The organism is Blastomonas sp. CCH9-A1 (assembly GCF_001557175.1).
GTDB lineage: Bacteria > Pseudomonadota > Alphaproteobacteria > Sphingomonadales > Sphingomonadaceae > Blastomonas > Blastomonas delafieldii_A.
This window is the reverse complement of the sequence record NZ_LSHM01000032.1, coordinates 179519-200366: the sequence shown is the minus strand read 5'-3', so window position 1 is coordinate 200366 and position 20848 is coordinate 179519. Positions and strand designations below refer to the sequence as shown.

Here is a 20848-nt window from a genome sequence, read left to right as displayed (position 1 = left end):
TCCCTTATTCGGCGGGCACGGCGACCAGCGGGCGGTCGGCGGCGGCATTGTGCGGCGTCTCGGTCATCGGCTTCTCGTCGCGGACCTTGCCGGCCAGCGTCGCCCAGACGTTGACGATCATGATGATGAAGCCGCTGAGGTAGAGCAGGCCGCCAAAGGCGCGCATCAGGTACATCGGGTGCATCGCGGCGACGGTTTCGACGAAGCTGTAGACCAGATATCCGTCGCTTCCGTATTCGCGCCACATCAGGCCCTGCATGATGCCCGCGACCCACATCGACGCGGCGTAGAAGACGATGCCGGCGCTCGCGAGCCAGAAGTGCCAGTTGACCATCCGCAGCGAGTACAGGCGCTCACGACCCCAGAGCCGCGGGACCAGATAGTACATGCAGGCAAAGGTGATCATGCCGTTCCAGCCGAGCGCACCGCTGTGCACATGGCCGATGGTCCAGTCGGTATAATGCGACAGGCTGTTGACCGACTTGATCGACATCATCGGGCCTTCGAAGGTGCTCATGCCGTAAAAGGCGAGCGCCATGACCATCATGCGGATGATGGGATCGGTGCGGATCTTGTCCCATGCGCCGTTGAGCGTCATCAGGCCGTTGATCATGCCGCCCCAGCTCGGCATCCACAGCATGATCGAAAAGACCATGCCCAGGGTCTGCGCCCAGTCGGGCAGCGCGGTATAGTGGAGGTGGTGCGGACCCGCCCAGATATAGAGGAAGATCAGCGACCAGAAGTGGATGATCGACAGCCGATAGCTGTAGACCGGGCGTTCGGCCTGCTTGGGCACGAAGTAATACATCATCGCCAGGAAGCCGGCGGTCAGGAAGAAGCCGACGGCGTTATGGCCGTACCACCACTGGGTCAGCGCATCCTGCACGCCCGCGAAGGCCGCATAGCTCTTCGATCCGAAGATGGTGGCGGGCAGCGACAGGTTGTTCACCACGTGCAGCATCGCGATGGTGATGATGAAGCTGAGATAGAACCAGTTGGCGACATAGATATGCGGTTCGCGCCGACGGACGATCGTGCCGACGAACACCGCCAAATAGGCGAGCCAGACGATGGTCAGCCACAGATCGACATACCATTCGGGCTCGGCATATTCCTTCGCCTCGGTCACGCCCATGAGGTAACCCGTGGCGGCGAGCACGATGAACAGCTGGTATCCCCAGAAGACGAAGCGGGCGAGGGCAGGGAAGGCCAGGCGCGCGCGGCAGGTGCGCTGCACGACGTAGAAGCTGGTCGCGATCAGCGCATTGCCGCCGAACGCGAAGATCACCGCCGAGGTATGCAGTGGCCGCAAGCGCCCGAAGGTCGTGAACTCCAGATTGAAGTTGAGCGCGGGATAGGCAAGCTGCAGCGCGATGAACAGTCCGGCGGCGAGCCCCGCCGTGCCCCAGAACAATGTCGCGATGACACCCCAGCGGATGGGATCGTCGTCATATTGCCCCTGATCGGCCGGTGCCTTCAGGATCCCGCGCGCGATCGCGCCATAATCGGCACGGCTCATGGTGAACCAGAGCGCCAGCAGCGCGGCGATCATCATGATCGTCATGTGCACCGCATAGGGCGTGTCGACGGCCATCACCGCCATTGCCAATGCCAGCAGGGCAAGGCCCAGCCAGCCCCCGGCCTTCAAAACCAAACCATCCATAACGCTTGTCCCCGTGCACGCGGCTTCACAGCAGAATCCGCGCTTCCTCCGCAGGGGTTTGCCCCGAGTGGCGGGCCAAGACATTGATCCGGGTCAAAGAAAATTTTGCGCCGCATCAATGCGACGAACCGAGGCCCAAGGCAGGGAAGCGGTCACTCAAGGAGGAGTGATCATCATGAACACCAAGATTATCCCGCTGGCTCTAACGGCAGCTGCGCTGGCCCTTCCCGGCCAGGCGATGGCACAGGCGGGCGAAGTGCATTTCAAGGTTCTGGGCACGCTCGTCGCGCCCGATGGCAAGATCAAGGACGTCAAGGTCGACCGCATCGGTCTGCCCGCCGGAACCCAGACCAAGGCGAACGACAATTTCGTGCCCACGGTCGCGATCGAATATTTCCTCGCCGATTCGCTGTCGGTCGAAACCATCGCCGGGGTGACCGAGCATGACGTCGACGGGCGCGGCGCGCTCGCCGGGGCCGGGCTGGTCTCGAACGCCAAGATCGTCCCCGCCACGGTCACGCTGAAATATCATTTCGGCAAAGCCGGCGGCATCCGCCCCTATATCGGCGCGGGTCCCAGCTATTTCATCTTTATCAACGAAAAACCGGGCGCGACGACGCGGGCGCTCGGCGCCACCAGCCAGAAGATCAACGACACCGTCGGCGCGGCGCTGCAGGCGGGCGTGGACATTCCGGTGAACGACAAGGGGCTGTTCATCTCGGCCGACGTGAAGCGCTATTTCCTGCGCCCGCTGGCCAGCTGGCGTGCCAATGGCGTCGAGGTGCTGCGCACCCGGCACGAGCTTGACCCCTGGGTGATCAGCGCCGGTATCGGCTTCCGTTTCTGACGAAGCGGCGGTGGGTGACTCAGCCCGCCATCTCTTCCATCGCGGCGCGGTTTCGGATCACGATCTCGCGGCGCGATGGCAGGGAGAGCAGCCCGTCGCTCTTCATCCGGGTGAGTTGGCGGCTGGTGGTCTCGATCGTCAGGCCCAATATGTCGGCGATCTGCTGACGGCCGAAGGGCAGCTCGAACCCATTGAGCGATCCATCGGCATTGCAGCCCTGGCCCGACAGGCGATCGGACATTTCGAGCAGGAACGATGCGACCTTTTCGGTTGCCGACTTGCGGCCCAGCAGCATCATCCAGTGGCGCGCGCGGTCGAGCTCATCGAGCGTGCGGCGGAGAAGCTTCTGCTGCAGGTCGGGATGCTCGCTGGCGAAATCGTCGAACGCGTTGCGGTTGAAGATGCAGACCTCGGCATCGGTCATCGCGGTAACGCTGTATGGGCTTTCCTTGCCGAACGGACGGCCGATGAAATCGGACGGAAAGACGATGCCGACAATCTGCTCGCGCCCGTCCGATGCGGCGACGACGAGCTTGAGCACGCCCTCGAGCACATTGGCGACGACGGGCGCGTCATCGCCTTCCCACAGCAGGGTGTGTCCGGCCTTGACCTTCTGGCGGCGACCCATCTTGCCCAGGATCAGCAATTCGTCGGGCGTCAGGCTCGAACAGATCGCGCGGTTCCGCACGATGCAGGAAGAACAGTCGTTCATGGCCCATCCCTAACCAGAAAGCTGTCAAATAGACATAACATTGTTACGGGCGCGGGGGTAGTCCCGCAAAAGTGATCGCGCTTTCGGCTCCATTTTCGGCCACGGCAGCAACGCCTGCGAAATAATCGTCGACGATGATGCCGGGCAGCGTCAGCTTGGTATCGGTGGTTTCCTGCGACTGTTCCCAGTCGCGCGCATCGGCCCTGCGCCAATAGACTTTGTAGCGCGCCGCGCCCGGAACCTCGGCCCAGCTCACCTTGGTGTCGGTGCTGAGCGCGCCGCCCAGTACCGCGCTGGCGGGCGCAGGCGGGGCGCTGGCGAGTTCGCGGATGACCGCGATGTTGAGCGCGGTAACGCGCGCGAGATAGGGAAAGTCCATCTCGTCGATGGTATCACCGAACTTGCGCCCGTTTTCCTCGCGAATGTCCTGATGCTGGTGATCGTAATTCTCGACGCCGACGGTGAAGCGGATCGCCGGATAGCCCAGTTCCAGCGCGGGAAGGTGATCGCCGCCGCGCGAGAAGCGGTCGGGGCGGCGGACGCCGAAGACCTCTAGTCCCAGATCGCTGCGCGCCTTGCCGACGCGCTGTGCGGCGCGCATCAGCGCCCGCGAGGGGCCGTCATCCTCCGCGCCGCTGCCGCGACGCGCCATCGCTTCGACCACCGATTCCGATGCGCGGATGCCCTCGCTGAACACGCGCACCCGGTCGGCGACCTTGCGGCCATCCTGACCCTCGGTATTGCCGACGATATCGTTGTTGAGCAAAGCGCGCACCTGCCAGCCGCGCGCCCGTGCGGTCTCGGCAATCAGCCGACCGCCCCACAGCCCCTGTTCCTCGCCCGAGAGCACGGCATAGATGATCGTCGGCGCGAACTTTTCCTTGCTCAGGGCACGCGCGGCTTCGAGCACCAGCGCCACGCCTGAGCCGTCGTCGTTCGCGCCAGGCGCGTCGCTGGTGAAATCGGCGACGTCCGACACGCGGCTGTCGATATGCGCGGAAATGATGATGACATCATCGGGATTGCCCGTCCCGGCCTGCACGCCCAGCACGTTGACGACATTGACGCCATTGGGCGCGCGCGGGCCGGTGAAGCGCCGGTCGATCTGCTCGACCGTGATGCAGCCGCCGCACGCCTTGCCTATCTTTGCGAATTCCGCTGCCGCCCAGCGCCTTGCCGCACCGATGCCGCGCGTGGGATGGTCGGGCGAGGACAATGTGTGGCGCGTGCCGAAGCTCACCAGCTTCTCGACATCGGCGCGCAGGCGGCCGGGATCGGCCTCTGGCGCGGCGAGCGCGGGGGTGACGGAAAGGGAGAGGGAAAGGGCGGCGACCAGGGTTGCGATCTTGAGCATGCGCGCAAGCTGGCGCAAATCCCCTGTCAGCGCAAGAGCTTGGGCAAGCCCTTGGCCGCGCGTCAACCGCCGGTTTTGAGATACCAGCGCTCGCGCCCTTCGAGGCAGAGAGCCGTCAGCATGCCGCTCATATAGGCCCCGGTATCGATGCCGATGCGGTTGGAGCATTCCTCGACATCGTCGGTGATAGTGTGGCCATGCACGATCAGCTTGTCGTGCGGGGTTTCGTCCATGATGAAATCCTCGCGGATCCAGCGCAGGTCCTTGGGGCGCTGCTCCTCGATCGACTTGCCCGGACGGATGCCGGCATGGACAAAGGCATAATCGCCCATCACGATCCGGTCCTTGAAGCCGCGCACGAAATCGAGATGCCGCTTGGGCAGCAGCGTGGTGAGCCGCTCGGTCAGCTCTTCCATGCTCAGCGAATTATATTCCTGTGGGCTGATGTCATAGCTCAGGATCGTTTCGCGTCCGCCGATCTTGCAGAAGAAGCGCACCAGCTTCTCGTCGCCATCGGCGGCGGCGAGATACACTTCCTCGTGATTGCCCATCAGGAAATGGACATTGTCGCCCAGCGTTTCGGACAGTTCGATCGCGCGATCGATCACCCCGGCGCTGTCCGGACCGCGATCCATCAGGTCGCCCAAAAACACGATATGCGTGTCAGCAGGGCCGCGCATGCGGTCGTCCATGACGATCTTGTCGAGCAGCTGGTCGAGCAGGTCGCGCCGGCCATGGATGTCGCCGATCGCATAGACGCGCTGGCCGTCGGGCAGGGTGGCGGTATCGATGGGCGCTGCCGGTTTGGGCTTTCTGCGCAGCAAGGCCTTCAGCATGATGCTTCCGCTTCTTCTCTTGTCGTGATCGTGCGTCGCCCCGTGCGGCTGCTATATGCGCCAATCGGCCCAAAGTGCAATGGGCCTGTGTTCGCAAGTGCAGCAATTCCTGCGCTGTGTCGCAATGGCGCAACATTCCCCCTCCCGCCGGGGAGGGGGAATCAGGATCACTCCGCCGCGAAGCTCAATCCGGCCCGGGCGACCAGCCGTTTGACCAGTTGCTCGCCCAGCACCGCGCCAGGGGTGGTGATGCCGCCGGGGCCTTCGGGCACGTCCTCGATCAGCCCGAGCGCGCTTTCGGCGATCATCTTGCTGGTAGAGCCGTACCCGGGGTCCTTGTCGCCCTTCACGCCATAGAGCTGCACCTGGCCATCGGGCATCTCGGCGACGAACAGCACGTCGTAGAAACCGTTCTCGCGCTCCTCCTTGCTCGGGCCTTCGCCGGGCTTGGGGCCGCCTTCGCCGCCCATCATATCGGTGCTGGCAATATGCTTGGCGATCGCCTCGCCCTTCTCGCCGGGGCCGGTCAGCATCATCTCGTCATAGACGAAATCCTGCCCATAGGGGTGGCCGAGCAGCGCATTGGTGCGATGGACATTCTTGGTGTTGATCGGCGCCATGATGAACGGCGCGGCCCAGCTGCCGAGCTTCTCGTCATGCTCGGGCTTGTTGCCCTTGGGCTGGGCCGGGCCTTCGAAGCCGCCCGCCAGGCTGAACGGGTTGGTAAGATAGCCGAGCAGTTCGGGATTGCGCCCGACCGCCGCCATGGTCGCCTTGAGCGAGGCGGCGGTACCGCCCGAAAACGTGCCCTGCATCGCGCGCACGCGGCCCTTGATCCGCGGCGTGGGCTTGCCGAACTTCGCGACGCACTCCTTCTGCAGCATCAGCACGCCGAGATCGAACGGGATCGAATCGAAGCCGGTCGAGAACACGATCCGCGCGCCGCTTTCCTTCGCGGCCGCATCATATTTGTCGATCATCTGGCGCATCCAGGCGGGCTCGCCGCACAGATCGACATAATCGGTACCATTGGCGGCGCAGGCGGCGACCAGCGGCTCGCCATAGAGCTGGTACGGGCCAACGGTGGTCAGCACGACCTTCGTCCGCTTGGCCATGGCATCGATGGTGTCGGGCTCGTCGGCATTGGCAACGACGATCGGGGTGTCGGCGGGCATGTCCATCTCTGCAAGCACTGCTGCCATCTTGTCGGCAGAGCGCGCCGCGACCGCCCATTTAGGGGCACTGCCGCCCTGGCCGTAGGTGTTCTGCAGATATTCGGCGACCAGACGCCCGGTAAAGCCGCTGGCACCATAGACGATGACGTCGAACTCGCGCGAATCGCGTGCGGACATGAGGCTCTCTCCTGCTGTGATATTATGGTGCGTGCTTGTGGGTCAAAGCCGGGGCAATGTCACGCCGCGCTGGCCCATATATTTGCCCGCGCGGTCGGCATAGCTTGTCTCACACGGTTCGTTGCCCTGGAGGAACAGGAACTGACACGCGCCCTCGTTGGCGTAGATCTTGGCGGGCAGCGGCGTGGTGTTGCTGAATTCGAGCGTGACATGGCCTTCCCAGCCCGGCTCGAGCGGGGTGACGTTGACGATGATGCCGCAGCGCGCATAGGTCGATTTGCCGAGGCAGATGACCAGCACGTCGCGCGGCACACGGAAATACTCGACCGTGCGTGCCAGCGCGAAGCTGTTCGGCGGGATGATGCAGACATCGGTCTTGCGATCGACAAAGCTCGCCGGATCGAATTCCTTGGGGTCGACCACCGAGGAATTGACGTTTGTGAAGATCTTGAACTCGTCCGCCACGCGCGCGTCATAGCCATAGGAGGAAAGACCGTAGGATATGCAGCCATCGCGCCGCTGGCCTTCCACGAACGGCTCGATCATGCCGTGTTCCTGCGCCTGGGTGCGGATCCATTTGTCGGAAAGGATGGACATGCGGCTATTCTCCTGGCCCGCTCAGCCTGAGCCTGTCGAAGGCTCTGCGCGTACGCTGGCTGAGCGGTCGTGGTTAGAGTTTATTCCAGATTGGCCGGGCCGAACGCGGCTGGCAAGAGCACCGAAAGCCGGTGCTCGATCGCGCCCGTCGCGTGGCCCGAATAGACGATCGGATCGGTGCCGCCGAGTTGCGCCAGCTCGTTCATCACCTGGCGGCAGCGGCCGCAGGGCGTCACCGGATGCGGACCCGGCGCAAGCTGGCCATCGGCATCCAGTGGCCCGCCCATGATCGCGACCTCGACCAGCCCTTTCCGCCGCCCCTGAAGGTTGGCAGCGATCGCGGCGCTGGTTTCGGCGCAGATGGCCAGACCATAGCTCGCATTCTCGAAATTGCTGCCGGTCACGATCGTGCCGTCGGCAAAACGGAAGGCTGCGCCGACATGAAAGCCCGAATAGGGGGCGTAGGCCGTCAGCGCCGCTGTGCGCGCTGCCTCCAGCAATTCGGTCCTGCTCGCATCATCGCTCATGGTCGCACCACATTCCAGCGCACGCCCTGCGGCGCGCCGTTGATCCGGTAGAAGCTGCTCGATTGCCACATCACCCAGCGCTTGGCAGCATAATCTGGCGGCACGAAGTCTCCGAGCAGCCAGACCGTCCGGGCCAGTCCCTCGCTGACCTGATATTCCTCCTCGAAATCCTGGCCGATGCGCAGCAGCGCCGGCTTGCCCGCATGGTTCTCGATCTGGTTGAGCAGGGTGTTGAGCTCGCCCAGCAGCATGGCGCGATCAGGTCGGGTCTTGCAGGCTTCGCTCAGCTCCAGGCTGACAACGGGGGGCAGCATGTCGGGATCGCGCGGAACGGTGGTGATGAACTGCTGCGCCTGCGATTCCTCACTGGCGCACAGGCTGAACTCATGCACCGCGCCATAGCGCATGCCCGCCGCGCGCGCGCCCTTGATGTTCGCCGCAAAGCGCGGGTCACGCAGGCGCCCGCCCGCGCTCGCGCGCACATAGGCAAAATCCGCGCCCATGGTCGCCAGTGTCGGCCAGGCCAGGTCGCCATCGGCGGCGCTGACATACAGGCCCTGCACCGGGTAATCCTTGCGCGAAGGGGTCCATCCGGTGATGCCGCCCCAGATCAGCCCGCCGAGCACCGCCAGCAGCAGCGCGAGCAGGACGAGGCCGATGGTCCAGCGTTTCAGGGTCGAAGGGCGCATGTCGCTCGTGTCAGCCCTTGATGTGCAGCACGCAGATCAGCGTGAACAGGCGGCGCGCGGTGGGAAAATCGATCTCGATCTTGTCCTGCAGTCGCTCGACCAGCAGCTCGGCCGCGTCGTTGTGGACCCCGCGCCGCGCCATGTCGATCGTCTCGATCTCCTGCGCCGTCGCCTTGCGGATCGCCTGATAATAGCTGTCGCAGATCGCGAAATATTCGCGGATCGGGCGGCGGAAGCGGCCCAGCGCCAGCACCAGCGTTTCCAGATGGCTGCCATCCTCGCGCGAGATGGTGATGGCAAGCCTGCCCTCGAACACCGCCAGATGCAGCCGGAAGGGTCCGGCATAGCCATCGGGATAGGCTTTGAGCGGCTTGAAGAAATTGTCCTCGATCAGGTCGAAAATGGCGATGCGCCGTTCCTGCTCGATATCCGCATTGCGCCACAGAATCGTCTGCTCGTCGAGCTCGACATGGATGATGCGCGGGTTGGACATGATCCCCCCGTCTTTCCCTATGCCGTGCATCGGGGCAAGCGGAAAAAGCCCGCCGGTTCTGCTCTCCCCGGCCTTGTCCACACGATTATTGGCACAGGCGGCTTGCGCGCCCGGGCGGCTGCGGCGATTATGGTCGGATGCCCGAAGATATCCTGCTCCAAGCCGCACCGCCGCCGGCGCTGCCGCCCCAGATTGCCGCGCCGAATGCGCGCGAGCCCGCCGAAGCGCGGCTGCCGCGCAATATCGAGGCCGAGGCCGCGTTCCTGGGCGCGCTGCTGATCGACAACCGCATCGCGGAAGAGGTCGGCGCGCGGCTCAAGGCGGAGCATTTCTTCGAAAGCGTCCATCAGCGGCTCTATGCGCAGATCATGAAGCTGATCGACAAGAACGTCACCGTCACCCCGGTGACGCTCAAGCCGTTCTTCGAGAATGACGCCGGTTTGGCGGAGCTGGGCGGTATGCGCTATCTCGCGCGGCTGACCGGCGATGCCGGCGGGCTGATCGGAGCGCGCGACTTTGCCGAGCAGATCTACAATCTCGCGCTGCTGCGCGAGCTGATCCAGGTTGGCCGCTCGCTGGTCGAGAAGGCGATGGACACCAGCGAGGCGGTCGACCCGATGGGCCAGATCGAGCTGGCCGAAGCGGCACTCTACAATGTCGCGCAGGGCGAGGGCGATACGAGCGGCGCGGTGCAGTTCAACGTCGCCACCCGCACCGCACTGTCGATGGTCGAAAAGGCGCTGAACAGCGGCGGCCATGTCTCGGGCGTGACCACGGGTCTTACCGATCTCAACGCCAAGATTGGCGGCTTGCATCCTTCCGACCTTTTGATCCTTGCCGGACGCCCAGGCATGGGCAAGACCTCGCTTGCCACCAACATCGCCTTCAACGCCGCCGCGCGCTGGCGGCTCGACAAGGCGGCGGGCGTCGCCGACGACAAGAATGTCGGTGCGAAGACCGCGTTTTTCAGCCTCGAAATGTCGGCAGACCAGCTCGCCACGCGTATCCTGGCGGAGCAATCGCGGATCAGCTCTGAAAAGCTGCGCATGGGCCAGATCGCCCGCAACGAGTTCCAGCGGCTGGTCGCGGCCTCGCAGGAGCTCGAGGACCTGCCGCTGTTTATCGACGATACGCCGGGCCTGACCATCGCCGCGCTCCGCGCCCGCGCGCGGCGCCTCAAGCGCAAGCACGATATCGGCTTCATCGTGGTCGACTATCTCCAGCTGCTCCAGGGTACGGGCCGCAACGAGGGGCGCGTCAACGAGATTTCGGAGATCAGTCGCGGCCTCAAGACGCTAGCCAAGGAGCTGCAGCTGCCGGTGATGGCGCTGTCGCAGCTCAGCCGCGCGGTCGAAAGCCGCGAGGACAAGCGACCGCAGCTGTCGGACCTTCGCGAATCCGGATCGATCGAGCAGGACGCGGACATCGTGCTCTTCATCTATCGCGACGAATATTACAATCAGGCGCTCCAGCCGACCGTTCCCGACGACAACAGCACGCCCGAAGAGGTCGAGAAATACCGGATCTGGGAGGAACGCCATCTCAAGGTGCAGGGCAAGGCGACCGTTGTCGTCGCCAAGCAGCGCCATGGCTCCACCGGCAACGTCCAGCTGCGCTTCGAAAGCGAATATACCAAGTTCAGCGACCTCGCCCGCGAAGACTATATGGAAGGTGGGTTTGACGAATAGGCGAGGCTGAATGACGCGTATCGGCAAGCTGCAGGAAAAATTGCTGCGTGGCAGTGCACTGAGCTTCGCCGAGTTCGAGCGGCTTTTGCAGGCTTATGGTTTCGTCCTGGATCGCGTCAAGGGCAGCCACCATATCTACAAGCACCAGGGCATTGGAGACCGGATCAACGCCCAACCCGATGGCAAATCGGCCAAGCCCTATCAGGTGCGCCAGTTTCTTGTTATTATCGAAGCCCACGGGCTCCAGTTGGATGACAAGGCATGACGCCGCATTACCATATCAACCTGTTTTGGTCGGCTGAGGACGAAAGCTGGATCGCAGATGTTCCCGATCTAAAACATTGCAGCGCGCATGGAGCAACGCCCGAACAGGCTGCCGCAGAAATTGCAATCGCCATCGAAGCCTTTGTCGAAAGCCTGCAAGCCGATGGCCTGCCCGTACCCGAACCTCGTTACCGCCCCGCCTATCAGAGTGTTCGGGCCGCCTAACCTCGTAGCATCGTCAACAGGGTTCGCAGCCTCGGTTTGACGATCGAAGCCATACACATCATATTGCACCAATAGTATGACGATGATGGGATGTCATTATGGCGACGGTGCGCAAGACGATCACGCTGACGCAGCAGCAGGACGCCTGGATTTCCGACAAGATCGCCGCTGGCAGCTACACCAATGACAGCGAGGCGATCCGGGACCTGATCCGGCAGGCGCAGCAACGCGACCTCGAACTGGACAGTATCCGCTCGGCGCTGATTGAGGGCGAAATGAGCGGCGACCCCGAACCTTTCGATTTCGCCGAGTTCAAGCGTCGCAAGCTTGAAGAGCATGGCTAGTTTCAAGCTCGCGCCAGCGGCGCAGCGCGATCTTGACGGCATTTTCGACTACACCATCGTCCATTGGGGGCGCGAACAGGCCTTGCGCTATGTCGACGGCATTGAAGCGGTCTGCGCCGAACTAGCGACCGCGCCTTACATGGCACCGGCCTGCGATCACATCCGCAAGGACTACAGGCGGCGCACGATCTGCCGTCATGTCGTCTACTTCCGCATCATACCCGAAGGCATCGCGGTTATGCGCATATTGCATCAGCGGATGCAGGCGCCGTCACATCTCTAGCCCCGCACCACCGTCATCAGATAATTGAGTGCCAGATTGTCGCTAAGGTGCAGGCCCTTGAGCGGGTCCCAGGCGATGCCGCGCGTGTCGGTGACGGTGAGGCCCGCATCCTTCAGCAGCGCGGTCAGCTCCTCGGGCGTCAGGAACTTGTGCCAGTCGTGCGTCCCACGAGGCACCTGGCCCAGCCGTTCTGCCGCTTCGACCAGCATGAGCCGGGATAGCGGCGTGCGATTGGGGGTGGACAGCAGCATCAGCCCGCCTGGCGCGAGCGCGCGTTCCAGCGCCGCGACGAATGCGGCAGGATCGGTAACATGCTCGATCACCTCCATCGAGGTGACGAGATCGAACGTCTCGCCCGCCAGCGTCTCGACATCGACATTGCGATAGTCGATCGCGAGCCCGACTGCCTCGGCATGCGCTTGCGCCGCCGCGACATTTTCGGCCGCCGCATCGAGCCCGGTCACGCGCGCCCCCAGCCGGGCGAGCGGTTCGGCCAGCAGCCCCGCGCCGCAGCCAACATCGATCGCGCTGCGCCCCGCCAGCGGCTTGCGCGCTGCGCCCGCCTCTGCCCAATGCCGGTCGATCGCGGCGCGGATATAGGTAAGGCGCACGGGGTTCAGCTTGTGCAGCATCGCCGATTCGCCCCTGGGATCCCACCATTCGGCCGCGAGCCTGCCGAAATGCGCGGCCTCTTTGGGGTCGATCGTGCCGCTACGCGTTTCGACGGTTCCGGTGCTTGCGTTCATGATGGGGCCTCTCTATGGCAGCGCCCGGTTATAGGGGCGAACTTCGCATAAGGGAAAGCACGAACGGGCAATGGCACGGATCGTCATGAAATTCGGCGGCACATCGATGGCCGGGACAGAGCGCATCCGCAGGGTCGCGCGCATCGTCAAGCGCCAGCAGGATGCCGGGCACGAGGTCGCGGTGGTCGTCTCCGCGATGGCGGGGGAGACCGACCGGCTGGTCAATTTCTGCCGCGAGGCCAACCCGCTCTACGATCCGGCGGAATATGACGTCGTCGTCGCCAGCGGCGAGCAGGTGACGAGCGGCCTGCTGGCGATCGCGCTGCAGGCGCTTGGCGCCAACGCGCGCAGCTGGCTGGGCTGGCAGCTCCCGATCAAGACTGTCGAGGCGCATGCCAAGGCGCGCATCGACAGCATCGATGCCGAAGCGCTGATCGCCGAGATGCAGAAGGGCGTCATTGCCGTGATCCCCGGTTTCCAGGGCATGAGCGAGGATGGCCGCGTGACCACGCTGGGCCGGGGCGGATCGGATACCTCGGCGGTCGCGGTAGCGGCGGCAGTCAAGGCCGATCGCTGCGACATCTATACCGATGTCGACGGCGTCTACACGACCGATCCGCGTATCGTCGCCAAGGCGCGCAAGCTTGCCAATGTGACATACGAAGAAATGCTCGAACTGGCGAGTGTCGGGGCCAAGGTGCTGCAGACCCGCTCGGTGGGCCTGGCGATGAAGGAAGGCGTGCGCGTGCAGGTGCTGTCCTCGTTCATCGACGACGATGCGCCGGCTGCGGACACGATCCCCGGAACGATGATCGTCAGCGACGAAGAACTGGAAGGAATGGACATGGAACGCCAGCTGATTACCGGCATCGCGCACGACAAAAACGAGGCGAAGATCACGCTGACCCGCGTGCCCGACAAGCCGGGCGCGGTGGCGAACATCTTCGGCCCGCTCGCCGAGGCCGCGATCAATGTCGACATGATCATCCAGAATGTCGGCCGCGACAAGGGCGAGACCGATGTGACCTTCACCGTGCCCGCCGCAGATCTGGCGCGTTCGCTCGACCTGCTCGAAGGCGCGAAGGAATCGATCGGCTTCAACCGCATCATCCCCGATACCAATGTCGCCAAGATCTCGGTGGTCGGCGTCGGCATGAAGAGCCATGCAGGCGTCGCCTCGACGATGTTCAAGGCGCTGGCCGATCGCGGCGTCAATATCCAGGCAATCTCGACCAGCGAGATCAAGGTCAGCGTGCTGATCGAGGAAGACTATACCGAGCTCGCGGTGCGCGTGCTGCATACGGCCTATGGGCTGGACGCGGTAGAGGCATGAGCGTGAGCCACCCGCTCACCGCTGCCGCCATGGCGCGCGGCACCGCCTTTTTGGGCAGCGAGACCGCAATCCTGTGCGGGGCGATGAGCTGGGTGTCGGAGCGCAACCTCGTCTCCGCGATATCCAACGCGGGGGGCTTTGGCGTGATTGCCTGCGGGGCGATGACGCCCGAATTGCTTGATGCCGAAATCGCTGCAACCAGGGCGCTGGCGACCAAGCCGTTTGGCGTCAACCTCATCACCATGCACCCGCAGCTGATGGATCTGATCGCGGTGTGCGCCAAGCATGGTGTCGGCCATGTCGTGCTCGCAGGCGGTCTGCCGCCCAAGGGCAGCATCGAGGCGATCAAGGACGCCGGTGCGAAAGTGGTCTGCTTTGCGCCCGCTCTGACGCTGGCCAAGAAGTTCATCCGCTCAGGGGTCGATGCGCTGGTCATCGAGGGCATGGAGGCAGGCGGCCATATCGGGCCGGTATCGACGAGCGTGCTGGCGCAGGAAATCCTGCCCGAAGTGGCGCACGAGGTGCCGGTGTTCGTCGCAGGCGGCATCGGACGCGGCAGCGCGATCGCCGCCTATCTCGAAATGGGTGCAGCAGGCGTGCAGTTGGGCACGCGTTTCGTCTGCGCGCATGAATCGATCGCGCATCCGGCGTTCAAAAAGGCGTTCCTGCGCGGCAACGCGCGCGATGCGGTCGCCAGCGTGCAGGTCGATCCGCGCCTTCCGGTGATTCCCGTGCGCGCGCTCAAGAACAAGGGCACCGAGGAGTTCACCGCCAAGCAGCGCGAGGTGGCCGCATTGCTCGACGCGGGCGGCATAGACATGAACGAAGCCCAGTTGCAGATCGAGCATTTCTGGGCAGGCGCGCTGCGCCGCGCGGTGATAGATGGCGATGTCGAGAACGGATCGCTGATGGCGGGCCAGTCGGTCGGCATGGTCACCCGCGAGGAAAGCGCCGCCGAGATCATCGCCACGTTGATGGACGAAACCGAAGCGGCGCTCGCGCGCTGATACGCGTCAATATCAGGGGTTCGGGTTGGGCAGCGGGGCCTGGCCTTCGGGAGCCTCGACTGGATCGGACACCGATTCCTGCGGGTCGGGCGCGGGATTTTCCGGCCCCGTCGCCGCGCCCGTGATCCAGATGATGCTGAGCGCGATGATCGCAAGGCCCAGCGACACCATCAGCACATAGCGCACGATATTGCGCTTCTGCCCGCCGCTCGCCTCTTCGGTGGTCATTTCGACCTCTTCGCCATGTCGGATCATGTTTTCGCCTCCATCGTGTCCCACAGGTATCGGGGGGATTACGGAGGTGGGTGGCGATAGTTCCCTTCAACCGCCGGGCAACGCGCTGCCCGACAGGAACCACAAGGCGATGGCCGCAAGCCCGATCGCCAGCGCGCGCCGCGTCGTTCGCAGCCGTTCCGGTGCGCTGAGCAGCGGGTGCAGCGTGGCGGCGAGCAGGACGATCGCCACATGCACCACGGTCGCAACCACAACGCTGATTCCGGTCAGCAGCAGCCCGTCGTGCAGGCTCGCACCCGATTGCGGCAGGAAGCGCGGCAAAATCGCGACATAGAACAGCGCCGCCTTGGGATTCAGCACGTTGGTCATCAGTCCGCGCAGGAAGAAGCGGTGCTGGCCGGACGGTCCACCGGCAATGCCGGCGGGCGATGTCTCCTTCTCGTCGCGCCAGGTCTCCCAGGCGAGGTAGAAAAGATAGGCGGTGCCAGCCCAGCGCAGCGCGTTCCACAATAGCGGGCTCGCGGCGACCAGCGCGGCAAAGCCCATCGCGGCGGCCAGCCCGATCAGCGCCAGGCCCAGCGCGACGCCGACCACTGCCGCCAGCCCCGCGCGCCGTCCATGACCCAGCGTGAGCGCCGCCAGATAGGCCATGTTCGGCCCCGGCGTCAGTTCGATCAGCAGCACCGTGGCGAGATAGCTTGTCAACATCGCCCGCCAGCCTAGTGTGTCGGAGCAGAAGCGCAATCATGGCAGGGCAGGGAGCGGACATGCTGGAACGTCAGGAAAATCATGACTTTGCCGCTCCTGTCGAGGCCGTGGTCGCCCGCTGGACCGACGCGGAATTCCTGACCGCGATGATGCAGAGCCAGGGATCGCGCGAGATTGCGGTGACCGTAGAGCGCCCTTCGCCGCAAGAAATCCATGTCGCGATCACCCGCCAGGTCCCGGTCGATGCGCCCGCGATGATCCGCGCGGTCATCGGTTCGTGGCTAGATCTCACCCAGCGCGATGTCTGGCAGCGTCAGAGCGACGGCAGCTGGCACGCGGTACGCGACGCCAAGCCCAAGGGCCTGTCCGCCGAGGGGCAATGCCTGCTGACGCTCAGCGCCAACGGTGATGGCGGCACGGCCTGCGCCGCCACCGTCAGCGTACAGTCGCGCGCGCCGATGGTTGCCGCGATGGTCGAGAGCCTGATGCTCGAGGACAGCACCCGGCTGTTGCGGCAGGAATTCGAAGCCGTTTCCGCCGCAACAGCCTGATCGCCATCAGTTGCGGCACTGCTTGTTGCGCAGCGTCGTGATGTCATAGACCCTGGCGTTGCGGGTATTGACCGAGATGCACTGCTTGGACACCTGCCGCCAATAGGTGGTGAACCGCCCATCGCCATTGGTGGTATAGGTCTCGATCTGCCGGAACCCGCGCCGGGGCAATTCGGCCTCCGAATAGCTGCGCGCCTGGCCGATCAGGTCCTGGACATAGACATCCTCGCGATAGCCGCCGCCGCCCTGGCCGGGGCGATGGCTGCCATCATATTCGCGCTGTTGCACGCCGACCTGATAGCCCTGCGAGTAGTAATCGGACCGATCATAATTGTGATAGGGATAGTTGTAGAGCCCGTCGCGATAGCCGCGATCATAGGCGGCCTCCTGCTGGGCAGTGCCGCCATGCTCGCCATTGTCGTGATGGTGCGACTTGTGCGCGAGTGCCAGCGCGCCGATCAGAGCTGCTGCGCCGACAGCGACCGCAACAGCGGTGCCATTGTCGCCCGATTTCTGTTTGCAGTCGCTGGGTGAGGCCTTGTCGATCCGCTCGTAGCGTCCATCATAGGTGACCACGGTGATGCAGCGCTTGCGCCCGCCATTCCACCAGTTGGCATAGGCGCGCTCGTCGCCCTTGGTCACGTCGACAAAAGTATATCCGCGCTGTTCGAGCTGGGTTTCGCCTCCGGCCCCGCGCGCGCCGACCAGATCGGCGACATCGTCGGGCGGTGCGGCCTGCGCGGGAATGGGTGCAAGCACCATGGCCGCCAGAGCCAGAGTTGCGGCGCTGCGTGATCCTCTCTTTGTCATCTGCATTACCCCCTGCTTGGGGCAGGCATGAGTCGATGACTGCCCGGGCACCGAGAATATCATGTTCCGCAACGCCGGGATATCGTGCAACATTGTCAACCGACGTGGCAAACGGCCATGCAAGCATTGGGGAGGATGGAACATGACGACAACCGGCGGATGCCTGTGCGGCGCGGTGCGCTATGCGATCGAGGGTGAGCCGCTGATGGCCGCGGTCTGCCATTGCCGCAATTGCCAGAAACAGGCAGGCAGCGCGATGTCGGTGCTGATCGGGGTCGCCGCCGCGCAGATGACGATCACCGGCGAGCTCAAGACCTATGAGGACCGGGGCGAAAGCGGCGATCCCGTCTGGCGGCGCTTCTGCGGCAATTGCGGATCGCCGATATTGTCCGATCTGCCCAGCCAGCAGGGTCTGCATTTCGTCAAGGCGGGCACGCTCGACGATGTGAGTGGTCTCGATCCGAAGCTGCATTTCTGGACGCAAAGCGCCCAGCCCTGGGTGCGCTTTGCCGAGGATGCGGTAAAGTTCGACAAGACGCCGGGTTAGGCTGGGCTGCCAGTCTCCAGCGGTGCGACAGGAGATTAACAAGCCATAATTATGTGAGAAGTAGTGACGCAAGCTATTATGCGGCCGAACGTTTGCAGCAAGGGAATGCGAAAATGGCCGGACCATTTGATGATCTTCAGATTGGAGAAAGCCGTACGACTGGCGGAGCCGGTATCGACGCGCTCGTTATCGGTCCGTTTCTTTTCGACACAAACTTGGAAATCTACGCCTGGCACACGGGCGTGAAAACCGGGGAAGGCAATAGCGCCTATCTGACGCTCAGCCACGATGGGGCTGAAATCGGAAAGGACCAGGATCAGAATTTTGACAATTATTCGTTGCGCGTTGCTAAAACCATCAGGTTGGCCAAGCTTGCCAGCACGTCGCTAACCATCCGCTATGACAATACTATGGCTACCCGCCGCGACTATGGCCTGAAGATAACGTTCACGATGCTTGGCTGACGAATTTCTTGCTCAACCCGGCTCCCAACCCTCTTCTGCCAACACGAAGCCGCCGAATTCGAATCCCGGCGAGACCAGGCAGCTGACCAGCGCCCAGCCCTTATCGGCATGCGCCGCCTGCCAGTGGCCGGGCGGGATGACGGCCTGTGCGGTCTCGCCATGCAGGATGTCCGCGCCGAGCCGGTGCCAGCTCACCGGCCCTGAATCCCCCGGTGCGTGGCCGAGCGCGATTGGGTGACCGGCGTGCCAGCACCAGATCTCGGTCGCATCGACCGTGTGCCAGTGCGAGCGCTGCCCGGCCTCGAGCAGGAAATAGATGAGCGTTTCGCTCGCGCGGCCATCGGCCCCGGCAGGTCCACGCCAAGTCTCCTTATACCAGCCGCCTTCGGGATGCGGGGCCAGGCCCAGGGTCTCGATCAGCGCGCGCCGCGTCGCTCATCCGGCGCGCTCCTGGTCGCGCTTGGCCGCCATCTGCGCGCCGATCGACCCGATCAGTTCGAACGCCTTGAGCGGATCGTTCATGCGCAGCTTGGCGATCATGTCCTCCATGCCTTCGGCAACCAGGATCTCCGGTTCGCCGGCATCGATTCCCGCCAGGATGCGGCTGGCGCATTCGGCCGGGTCCATGCCATTGGCGATGGCGCTGTCAGTGTGACCGAAGGCGGTGCCATCGCCCGATAGCGCATTAGCCGAGACGGCGGTGCGGATGGAGCCTGGAAGCACGGTGTGCACCTTCAGCCCGTAATGCGTTTCGGTCTCGGCGCGCAGCGCATCGAGATAGCCGATCAGCCCGTGCTTGGCGGCGCAATAGGCGGTGCGCAGCGGCACCCCGGCGCGGCCTGCGACCGAGGAGATGCCCACGATCAGTCCTGACTTGCGCGAGGCCATGTGCGGCAGCAGCAGCTGGGTCAGCCAGATCGGCGCGAGCAGATCGACAGCGATGATCCGGTCATAGACCTCGAGCGCGCTGTCCACGGCAAGCGCGCGCTGGCTGATTCCGGCATTGTTGACGAGGCCGTCGACCTGGCCCTTCCACGCGATTGCCCGTTCGACGATGCCGGGCAGTATTCCTTGGTCAGTGGTTTCAAACGGCAGGATCAGGCTCTCGGTCGGCAGCCGACCGGCGACCGCCCGTAACGCATCGGTGCGGCGGCCCGAAAGGATGATGTGCGCGCCGCGCGCGGCCAACGCCTCGGCCAGCGCCTCGCCAATCCCCGACGAAGCCCCGGTGATCCAGATGACCTTACCCGAATATTCCATGTATCCTGCTCCCATTGGTGTTTGCGATATCAAAGGGGGGTCCGCAGAAATCCGCAAGCAGGAAAATTACCCCCAGATCTGTGTTTCCGCTTGCCGCACCACCCTTGCCAAGGCCGTGTTGCCGCAGTAAGACGCCAGCCCGCTCCAGCTATAGTGCAGGACCCTACGGATACATGACTTCCGCCTATAACCAAGCCCGCCCGGTCATCTCCTCGACCGGCCTTTTCACCCCCGCCGACAGCATCAGCAACGAAGAGCTGGTTGCCAGCTTCAACGAATATGTTGCGCAGCATAATGCGCAGCATGCCGCGGCGATCGAAGCGGGTGAAATGGTCGCGCTACAGCCGAGCTCGGTGGAATTCATCGAAAAGGCGAGCGGAATCAAGGCGCGCAAGGTTTTGTCCAAGGCTTCGATCCTCGACACCGACATCATGTGCCCGCGCTTCGAAGAGCGGCCCAATGACCAGATTTCGGTGCTCGCGGAAATCGGCGTCGCCGCCGCGCGCGATGCGCTGGAACGAGCGGGCCGCGACGCGAAGGACGTCGATGCGGTGCTGGTCGCCTGTTCGAACCTGCAACGCGCCTATCCCGCCATCGCGATCGAGGTGCAGGACGCGCTGGGCATCGAGGGCTTCGGCTTCGACATGAACGTCGCCTGCTCGTCCGCTACTTTTGGCATCCAAACCGCCGCAGATTTCATCCGCGCCGGCAATGCGCGTTCGGTGCTGGTGGTCAGCCCGGAAATCTGCTCGGGCCATCTCAACTGGCGCGACCGCGACAGCCATTTCATCTTCGGCGACGTCGCGACCGCCGTACTGGTCGAGGCGGCCGATTTCGCGCCCGTCGGGCACTGGGATATATTGGGCACGCAGCTCAAGACGCGCTTCTCCAACAACATCCGCAACAATTTCGGTTTCTTGAACCGCACCGCGCCCGAAACGCGCGACAGCGCCGACAAGCTGTTCGTCCAGGAAGGGCGCAAGGTGTTCAAGGAGGTGGTGCCGATGGTCGGCGATCTGATCACCGACCATATCGCACGGCTCGGCATCGCACCGGCTGACCTGCGCCGCCTGTGGCTGCACCAGGCCAATGCGGGCATGAACCGGCTGATCGCGCAGCGCGTGCTGGGACATGAGGCGAGCGAAGACGAGAGCCCGACCGTGCTCGATAGCTATGCGAACACCTCGTCCGCAGGATCGATCATCGCCTTTCATCTGAACAGCGAGGATCTGAAGCCCGGCGATACCGGGATCATCTGTTCGTTCGGCGCGGGCTATTCCGCAGGGTCCGTGGTTATCCGCAAGGCTGCGTAAA

General features: G+C 63.9%; 27 protein-coding genes. 12 read left to right on the top strand and 15 right to left on the bottom strand.

The window, feature by feature from the left end; all coding sequences use genetic code 11:
* Positions 1-4 precede the first annotated feature (4 nt).
* Positions 5-1663 carry a cytochrome-c oxidase, cbb3-type subunit I gene (gene ccoN / locus AX725_RS10700; protein ID WP_060980014.1) on the bottom strand — a complete coding sequence of 553 codons (1659 nt, stop codon included), beginning with the start codon at positions 1661-1663 and terminating at the stop codon, positions 5-7.
* Between the two features lie 175 nt (positions 1664-1838).
* On the opposite strand from ccoN, the gene AX725_RS10695 reads away from it, so the two are divergent.
* Positions 1839-2510: an OmpW/AlkL family protein gene (locus AX725_RS10695; RefSeq protein ID WP_060980027.1), complete on the top strand. Its 672-nt coding sequence runs from the start codon at positions 1839-1841 to the stop codon at positions 2508-2510.
* Between the two features lie 19 nt (positions 2511-2529).
* Here the strand turns inward: AX725_RS10695 and AX725_RS10690 are convergent, their stop codons facing one another.
* The 8 genes from AX725_RS10690 to AX725_RS10655 all read right to left on the bottom strand — a co-directional run bounded on the left by AX725_RS10690 (position 2530) and on the right by AX725_RS10655 (position 9070).
* A complete protein-coding gene (locus tag AX725_RS10690; protein WP_060980013.1) occupies positions 2530-3222 on the bottom strand; it encodes a Crp/Fnr family transcriptional regulator in 693 nt (230 codons plus the stop codon).
* Positions 3223-3265: 43 nt separating this feature from the next.
* On the bottom strand, positions 3266-4576 hold the full coding sequence (locus AX725_RS10685; protein ID WP_060980026.1) for a M20/M25/M40 family metallo-hydrolase: 1311 nt from the start codon (positions 4574-4576) through the stop codon (positions 3266-3268).
* 62 nt (positions 4577-4638) lie between these two features.
* A complete protein-coding gene (locus AX725_RS10680) occupies positions 4639-5412 on the bottom strand; it encodes a metallophosphoesterase family protein (protein WP_060980012.1) in 774 nt (257 codons plus the stop codon).
* A gap of 167 nt (positions 5413-5579) precedes the next feature.
* A complete protein-coding gene (locus AX725_RS10675) occupies positions 5580-6764 on the bottom strand; it encodes a saccharopine dehydrogenase family protein (RefSeq protein WP_066114967.1) in 1185 nt (394 codons plus the stop codon).
* A 42-nt stretch (positions 6765-6806) separates the two neighbouring features.
* Positions 6807-7361, bottom strand: coding sequence for a dCTP deaminase (gene dcd / locus AX725_RS10670; protein WP_060980010.1), 555 nt, complete (start codon positions 7359-7361; stop codon positions 6807-6809).
* 80 nt (positions 7362-7441) lie between these two features.
* Complete coding sequence (locus AX725_RS10665) at positions 7442-7906, bottom strand: cytidine deaminase (protein ID WP_331710223.1); 465 nt, start codon at positions 7904-7906, stop codon at positions 7442-7444.
* On the bottom strand, positions 7885-8577 hold the full coding sequence (locus tag AX725_RS10660) for a glycoside hydrolase family 25 protein (RefSeq protein WP_060980008.1): 693 nt from the start codon (positions 8575-8577) through the stop codon (positions 7885-7887). Before AX725_RS10660 ends, AX725_RS10665 begins: the two co-directional genes overlap by 22 nt.
* Before the next feature lie 10 nt (positions 8578-8587).
* Positions 8588-9070 carry a UPF0262 family protein gene (locus tag AX725_RS10655; RefSeq protein ID WP_060980007.1) on the bottom strand — a complete coding sequence of 161 codons (483 nt, stop codon included), beginning with the start codon at positions 9068-9070 and terminating at the stop codon, positions 8588-8590.
* A 137-nt stretch (positions 9071-9207) separates the two neighbouring features.
* On the opposite strand from AX725_RS10655, the gene AX725_RS10650 reads away from it, so the two are divergent.
* From AX725_RS10650 to AX725_RS10630, 5 genes are all read left to right on the top strand, one after another.
* Positions 9208-10758, top strand: a complete 1551-nt coding sequence (locus AX725_RS10650) for a replicative DNA helicase (protein WP_081096951.1) — start codon at positions 9208-9210, stop codon at positions 10756-10758.
* A gap of 10 nt (positions 10759-10768) precedes the next feature.
* The gene (locus tag AX725_RS10645) at positions 10769-11023 is read left to right on the top strand and encodes a type II toxin-antitoxin system HicA family toxin (protein ID WP_060980006.1); all 255 of its coding nucleotides are present in this window, start codon (positions 10769-10771) and stop codon (positions 11021-11023) included.
* Positions 11020-11247, top strand: a complete 228-nt coding sequence (locus AX725_RS10640) for a type II toxin-antitoxin system HicB family antitoxin (protein ID WP_060980005.1) — start codon at positions 11020-11022, stop codon at positions 11245-11247. The genes AX725_RS10645 and AX725_RS10640 overlap by 4 nt, the downstream gene beginning before the upstream one ends.
* Before the next feature lie 98 nt (positions 11248-11345).
* Complete coding sequence (locus AX725_RS10635; RefSeq protein ID WP_060980004.1) at positions 11346-11591, top strand: type II toxin-antitoxin system ParD family antitoxin; 246 nt, start codon at positions 11346-11348, stop codon at positions 11589-11591.
* A complete protein-coding gene (locus tag AX725_RS10630) occupies positions 11584-11874 on the top strand; it encodes a type II toxin-antitoxin system RelE/ParE family toxin (protein WP_060980003.1) in 291 nt (96 codons plus the stop codon). The genes AX725_RS10635 and AX725_RS10630 overlap by 8 nt, the downstream gene beginning before the upstream one ends.
* On the opposite strand, the gene ubiG is transcribed toward AX725_RS10630, so the two are convergent.
* Positions 11871-12620 carry a bifunctional 2-polyprenyl-6-hydroxyphenol methylase/3-demethylubiquinol 3-O-methyltransferase UbiG gene (gene ubiG / locus AX725_RS10625; RefSeq protein ID WP_060980002.1) on the bottom strand — a complete coding sequence of 250 codons (750 nt, stop codon included), beginning with the start codon at positions 12618-12620 and terminating at the stop codon, positions 11871-11873. The genes AX725_RS10630 and ubiG overlap by 4 nt on opposite strands.
* Before the next feature lie 70 nt (positions 12621-12690).
* Between ubiG and AX725_RS10620 the strand changes: the two genes are divergently transcribed.
* A complete protein-coding gene (locus AX725_RS10620) occupies positions 12691-13953 on the top strand; it encodes an aspartate kinase (RefSeq protein WP_060980001.1) in 1263 nt (420 codons plus the stop codon).
* Positions 13950-14960: an NAD(P)H-dependent flavin oxidoreductase gene (locus AX725_RS10615; protein ID WP_060980000.1), complete on the top strand. Its 1011-nt coding sequence runs from the start codon at positions 13950-13952 to the stop codon at positions 14958-14960. The genes AX725_RS10620 and AX725_RS10615 overlap by 4 nt, the downstream gene beginning before the upstream one ends.
* A gap of 12 nt (positions 14961-14972) precedes the next feature.
* On the opposite strand, the gene AX725_RS10610 is transcribed toward AX725_RS10615, so the two are convergent.
* A complete protein-coding gene (locus AX725_RS10610) occupies positions 14973-15215 on the bottom strand; it encodes a hypothetical protein (RefSeq protein WP_060979999.1) in 243 nt (80 codons plus the stop codon).
* Between the two features lie 66 nt (positions 15216-15281).
* Entirely contained in the window at positions 15282-15902 is a 621-nt protein-coding gene (locus tag AX725_RS10605; RefSeq protein WP_060979998.1) for a LysE family translocator, read from the bottom strand.
* A gap of 38 nt (positions 15903-15940) precedes the next feature.
* Here AX725_RS10605 and AX725_RS10600 point away from each other — a divergent pair, with 38 nt between their 5' ends.
* Entirely contained in the window at positions 15941-16453 is a 513-nt protein-coding gene (locus tag AX725_RS10600) for a DUF2505 domain-containing protein (RefSeq protein WP_068306069.1), read from the top strand.
* A 6-nt stretch (positions 16454-16459) separates the two neighbouring features.
* Here AX725_RS10600 and AX725_RS10595 read toward each other — a convergent pair whose 3' ends face one another.
* On the bottom strand, positions 16460-17263 hold the full coding sequence (locus tag AX725_RS10595) for a hypothetical protein (protein WP_067512769.1): 804 nt from the start codon (positions 17261-17263) through the stop codon (positions 16460-16462).
* Positions 17264-17405: 142 nt separating this feature from the next.
* Between AX725_RS10595 and AX725_RS10590 the strand changes: the two genes are divergently transcribed.
* Positions 17406-17810 (top strand): GFA family protein, encoded by a 405-nt coding sequence (locus AX725_RS10590; protein WP_060979995.1) that lies wholly within the window; start codon positions 17406-17408, stop codon positions 17808-17810.
* A 113-nt stretch (positions 17811-17923) separates the two neighbouring features.
* On the top strand, positions 17924-18274 hold the full coding sequence (locus tag AX725_RS10585) for a hypothetical protein (RefSeq protein ID WP_060979994.1): 351 nt from the start codon (positions 17924-17926) through the stop codon (positions 18272-18274).
* Between the two features lie 12 nt (positions 18275-18286).
* On the opposite strand, the gene AX725_RS10580 is transcribed toward AX725_RS10585, so the two are convergent.
* Complete coding sequence (locus AX725_RS10580; protein ID WP_066114969.1) at positions 18287-18694, bottom strand: cupin domain-containing protein; 408 nt, start codon at positions 18692-18694, stop codon at positions 18287-18289.
* Positions 18695-18709: 15 nt separating this feature from the next.
* Entirely contained in the window at positions 18710-19534 is an 825-nt protein-coding gene (locus tag AX725_RS10575) for an SDR family NAD(P)-dependent oxidoreductase (protein ID WP_060979992.1), read from the bottom strand.
* A gap of 173 nt (positions 19535-19707) precedes the next feature.
* Here AX725_RS10575 and AX725_RS10570 point away from each other — a divergent pair, with 173 nt between their 5' ends.
* Positions 19708-20847 (top strand): beta-ketoacyl-ACP synthase III, encoded by a 1140-nt coding sequence (locus tag AX725_RS10570; protein WP_060979991.1) that lies wholly within the window; start codon positions 19708-19710, stop codon positions 20845-20847.
* The last annotated feature ends 1 nt before the right edge of the window (position 20848 follow it).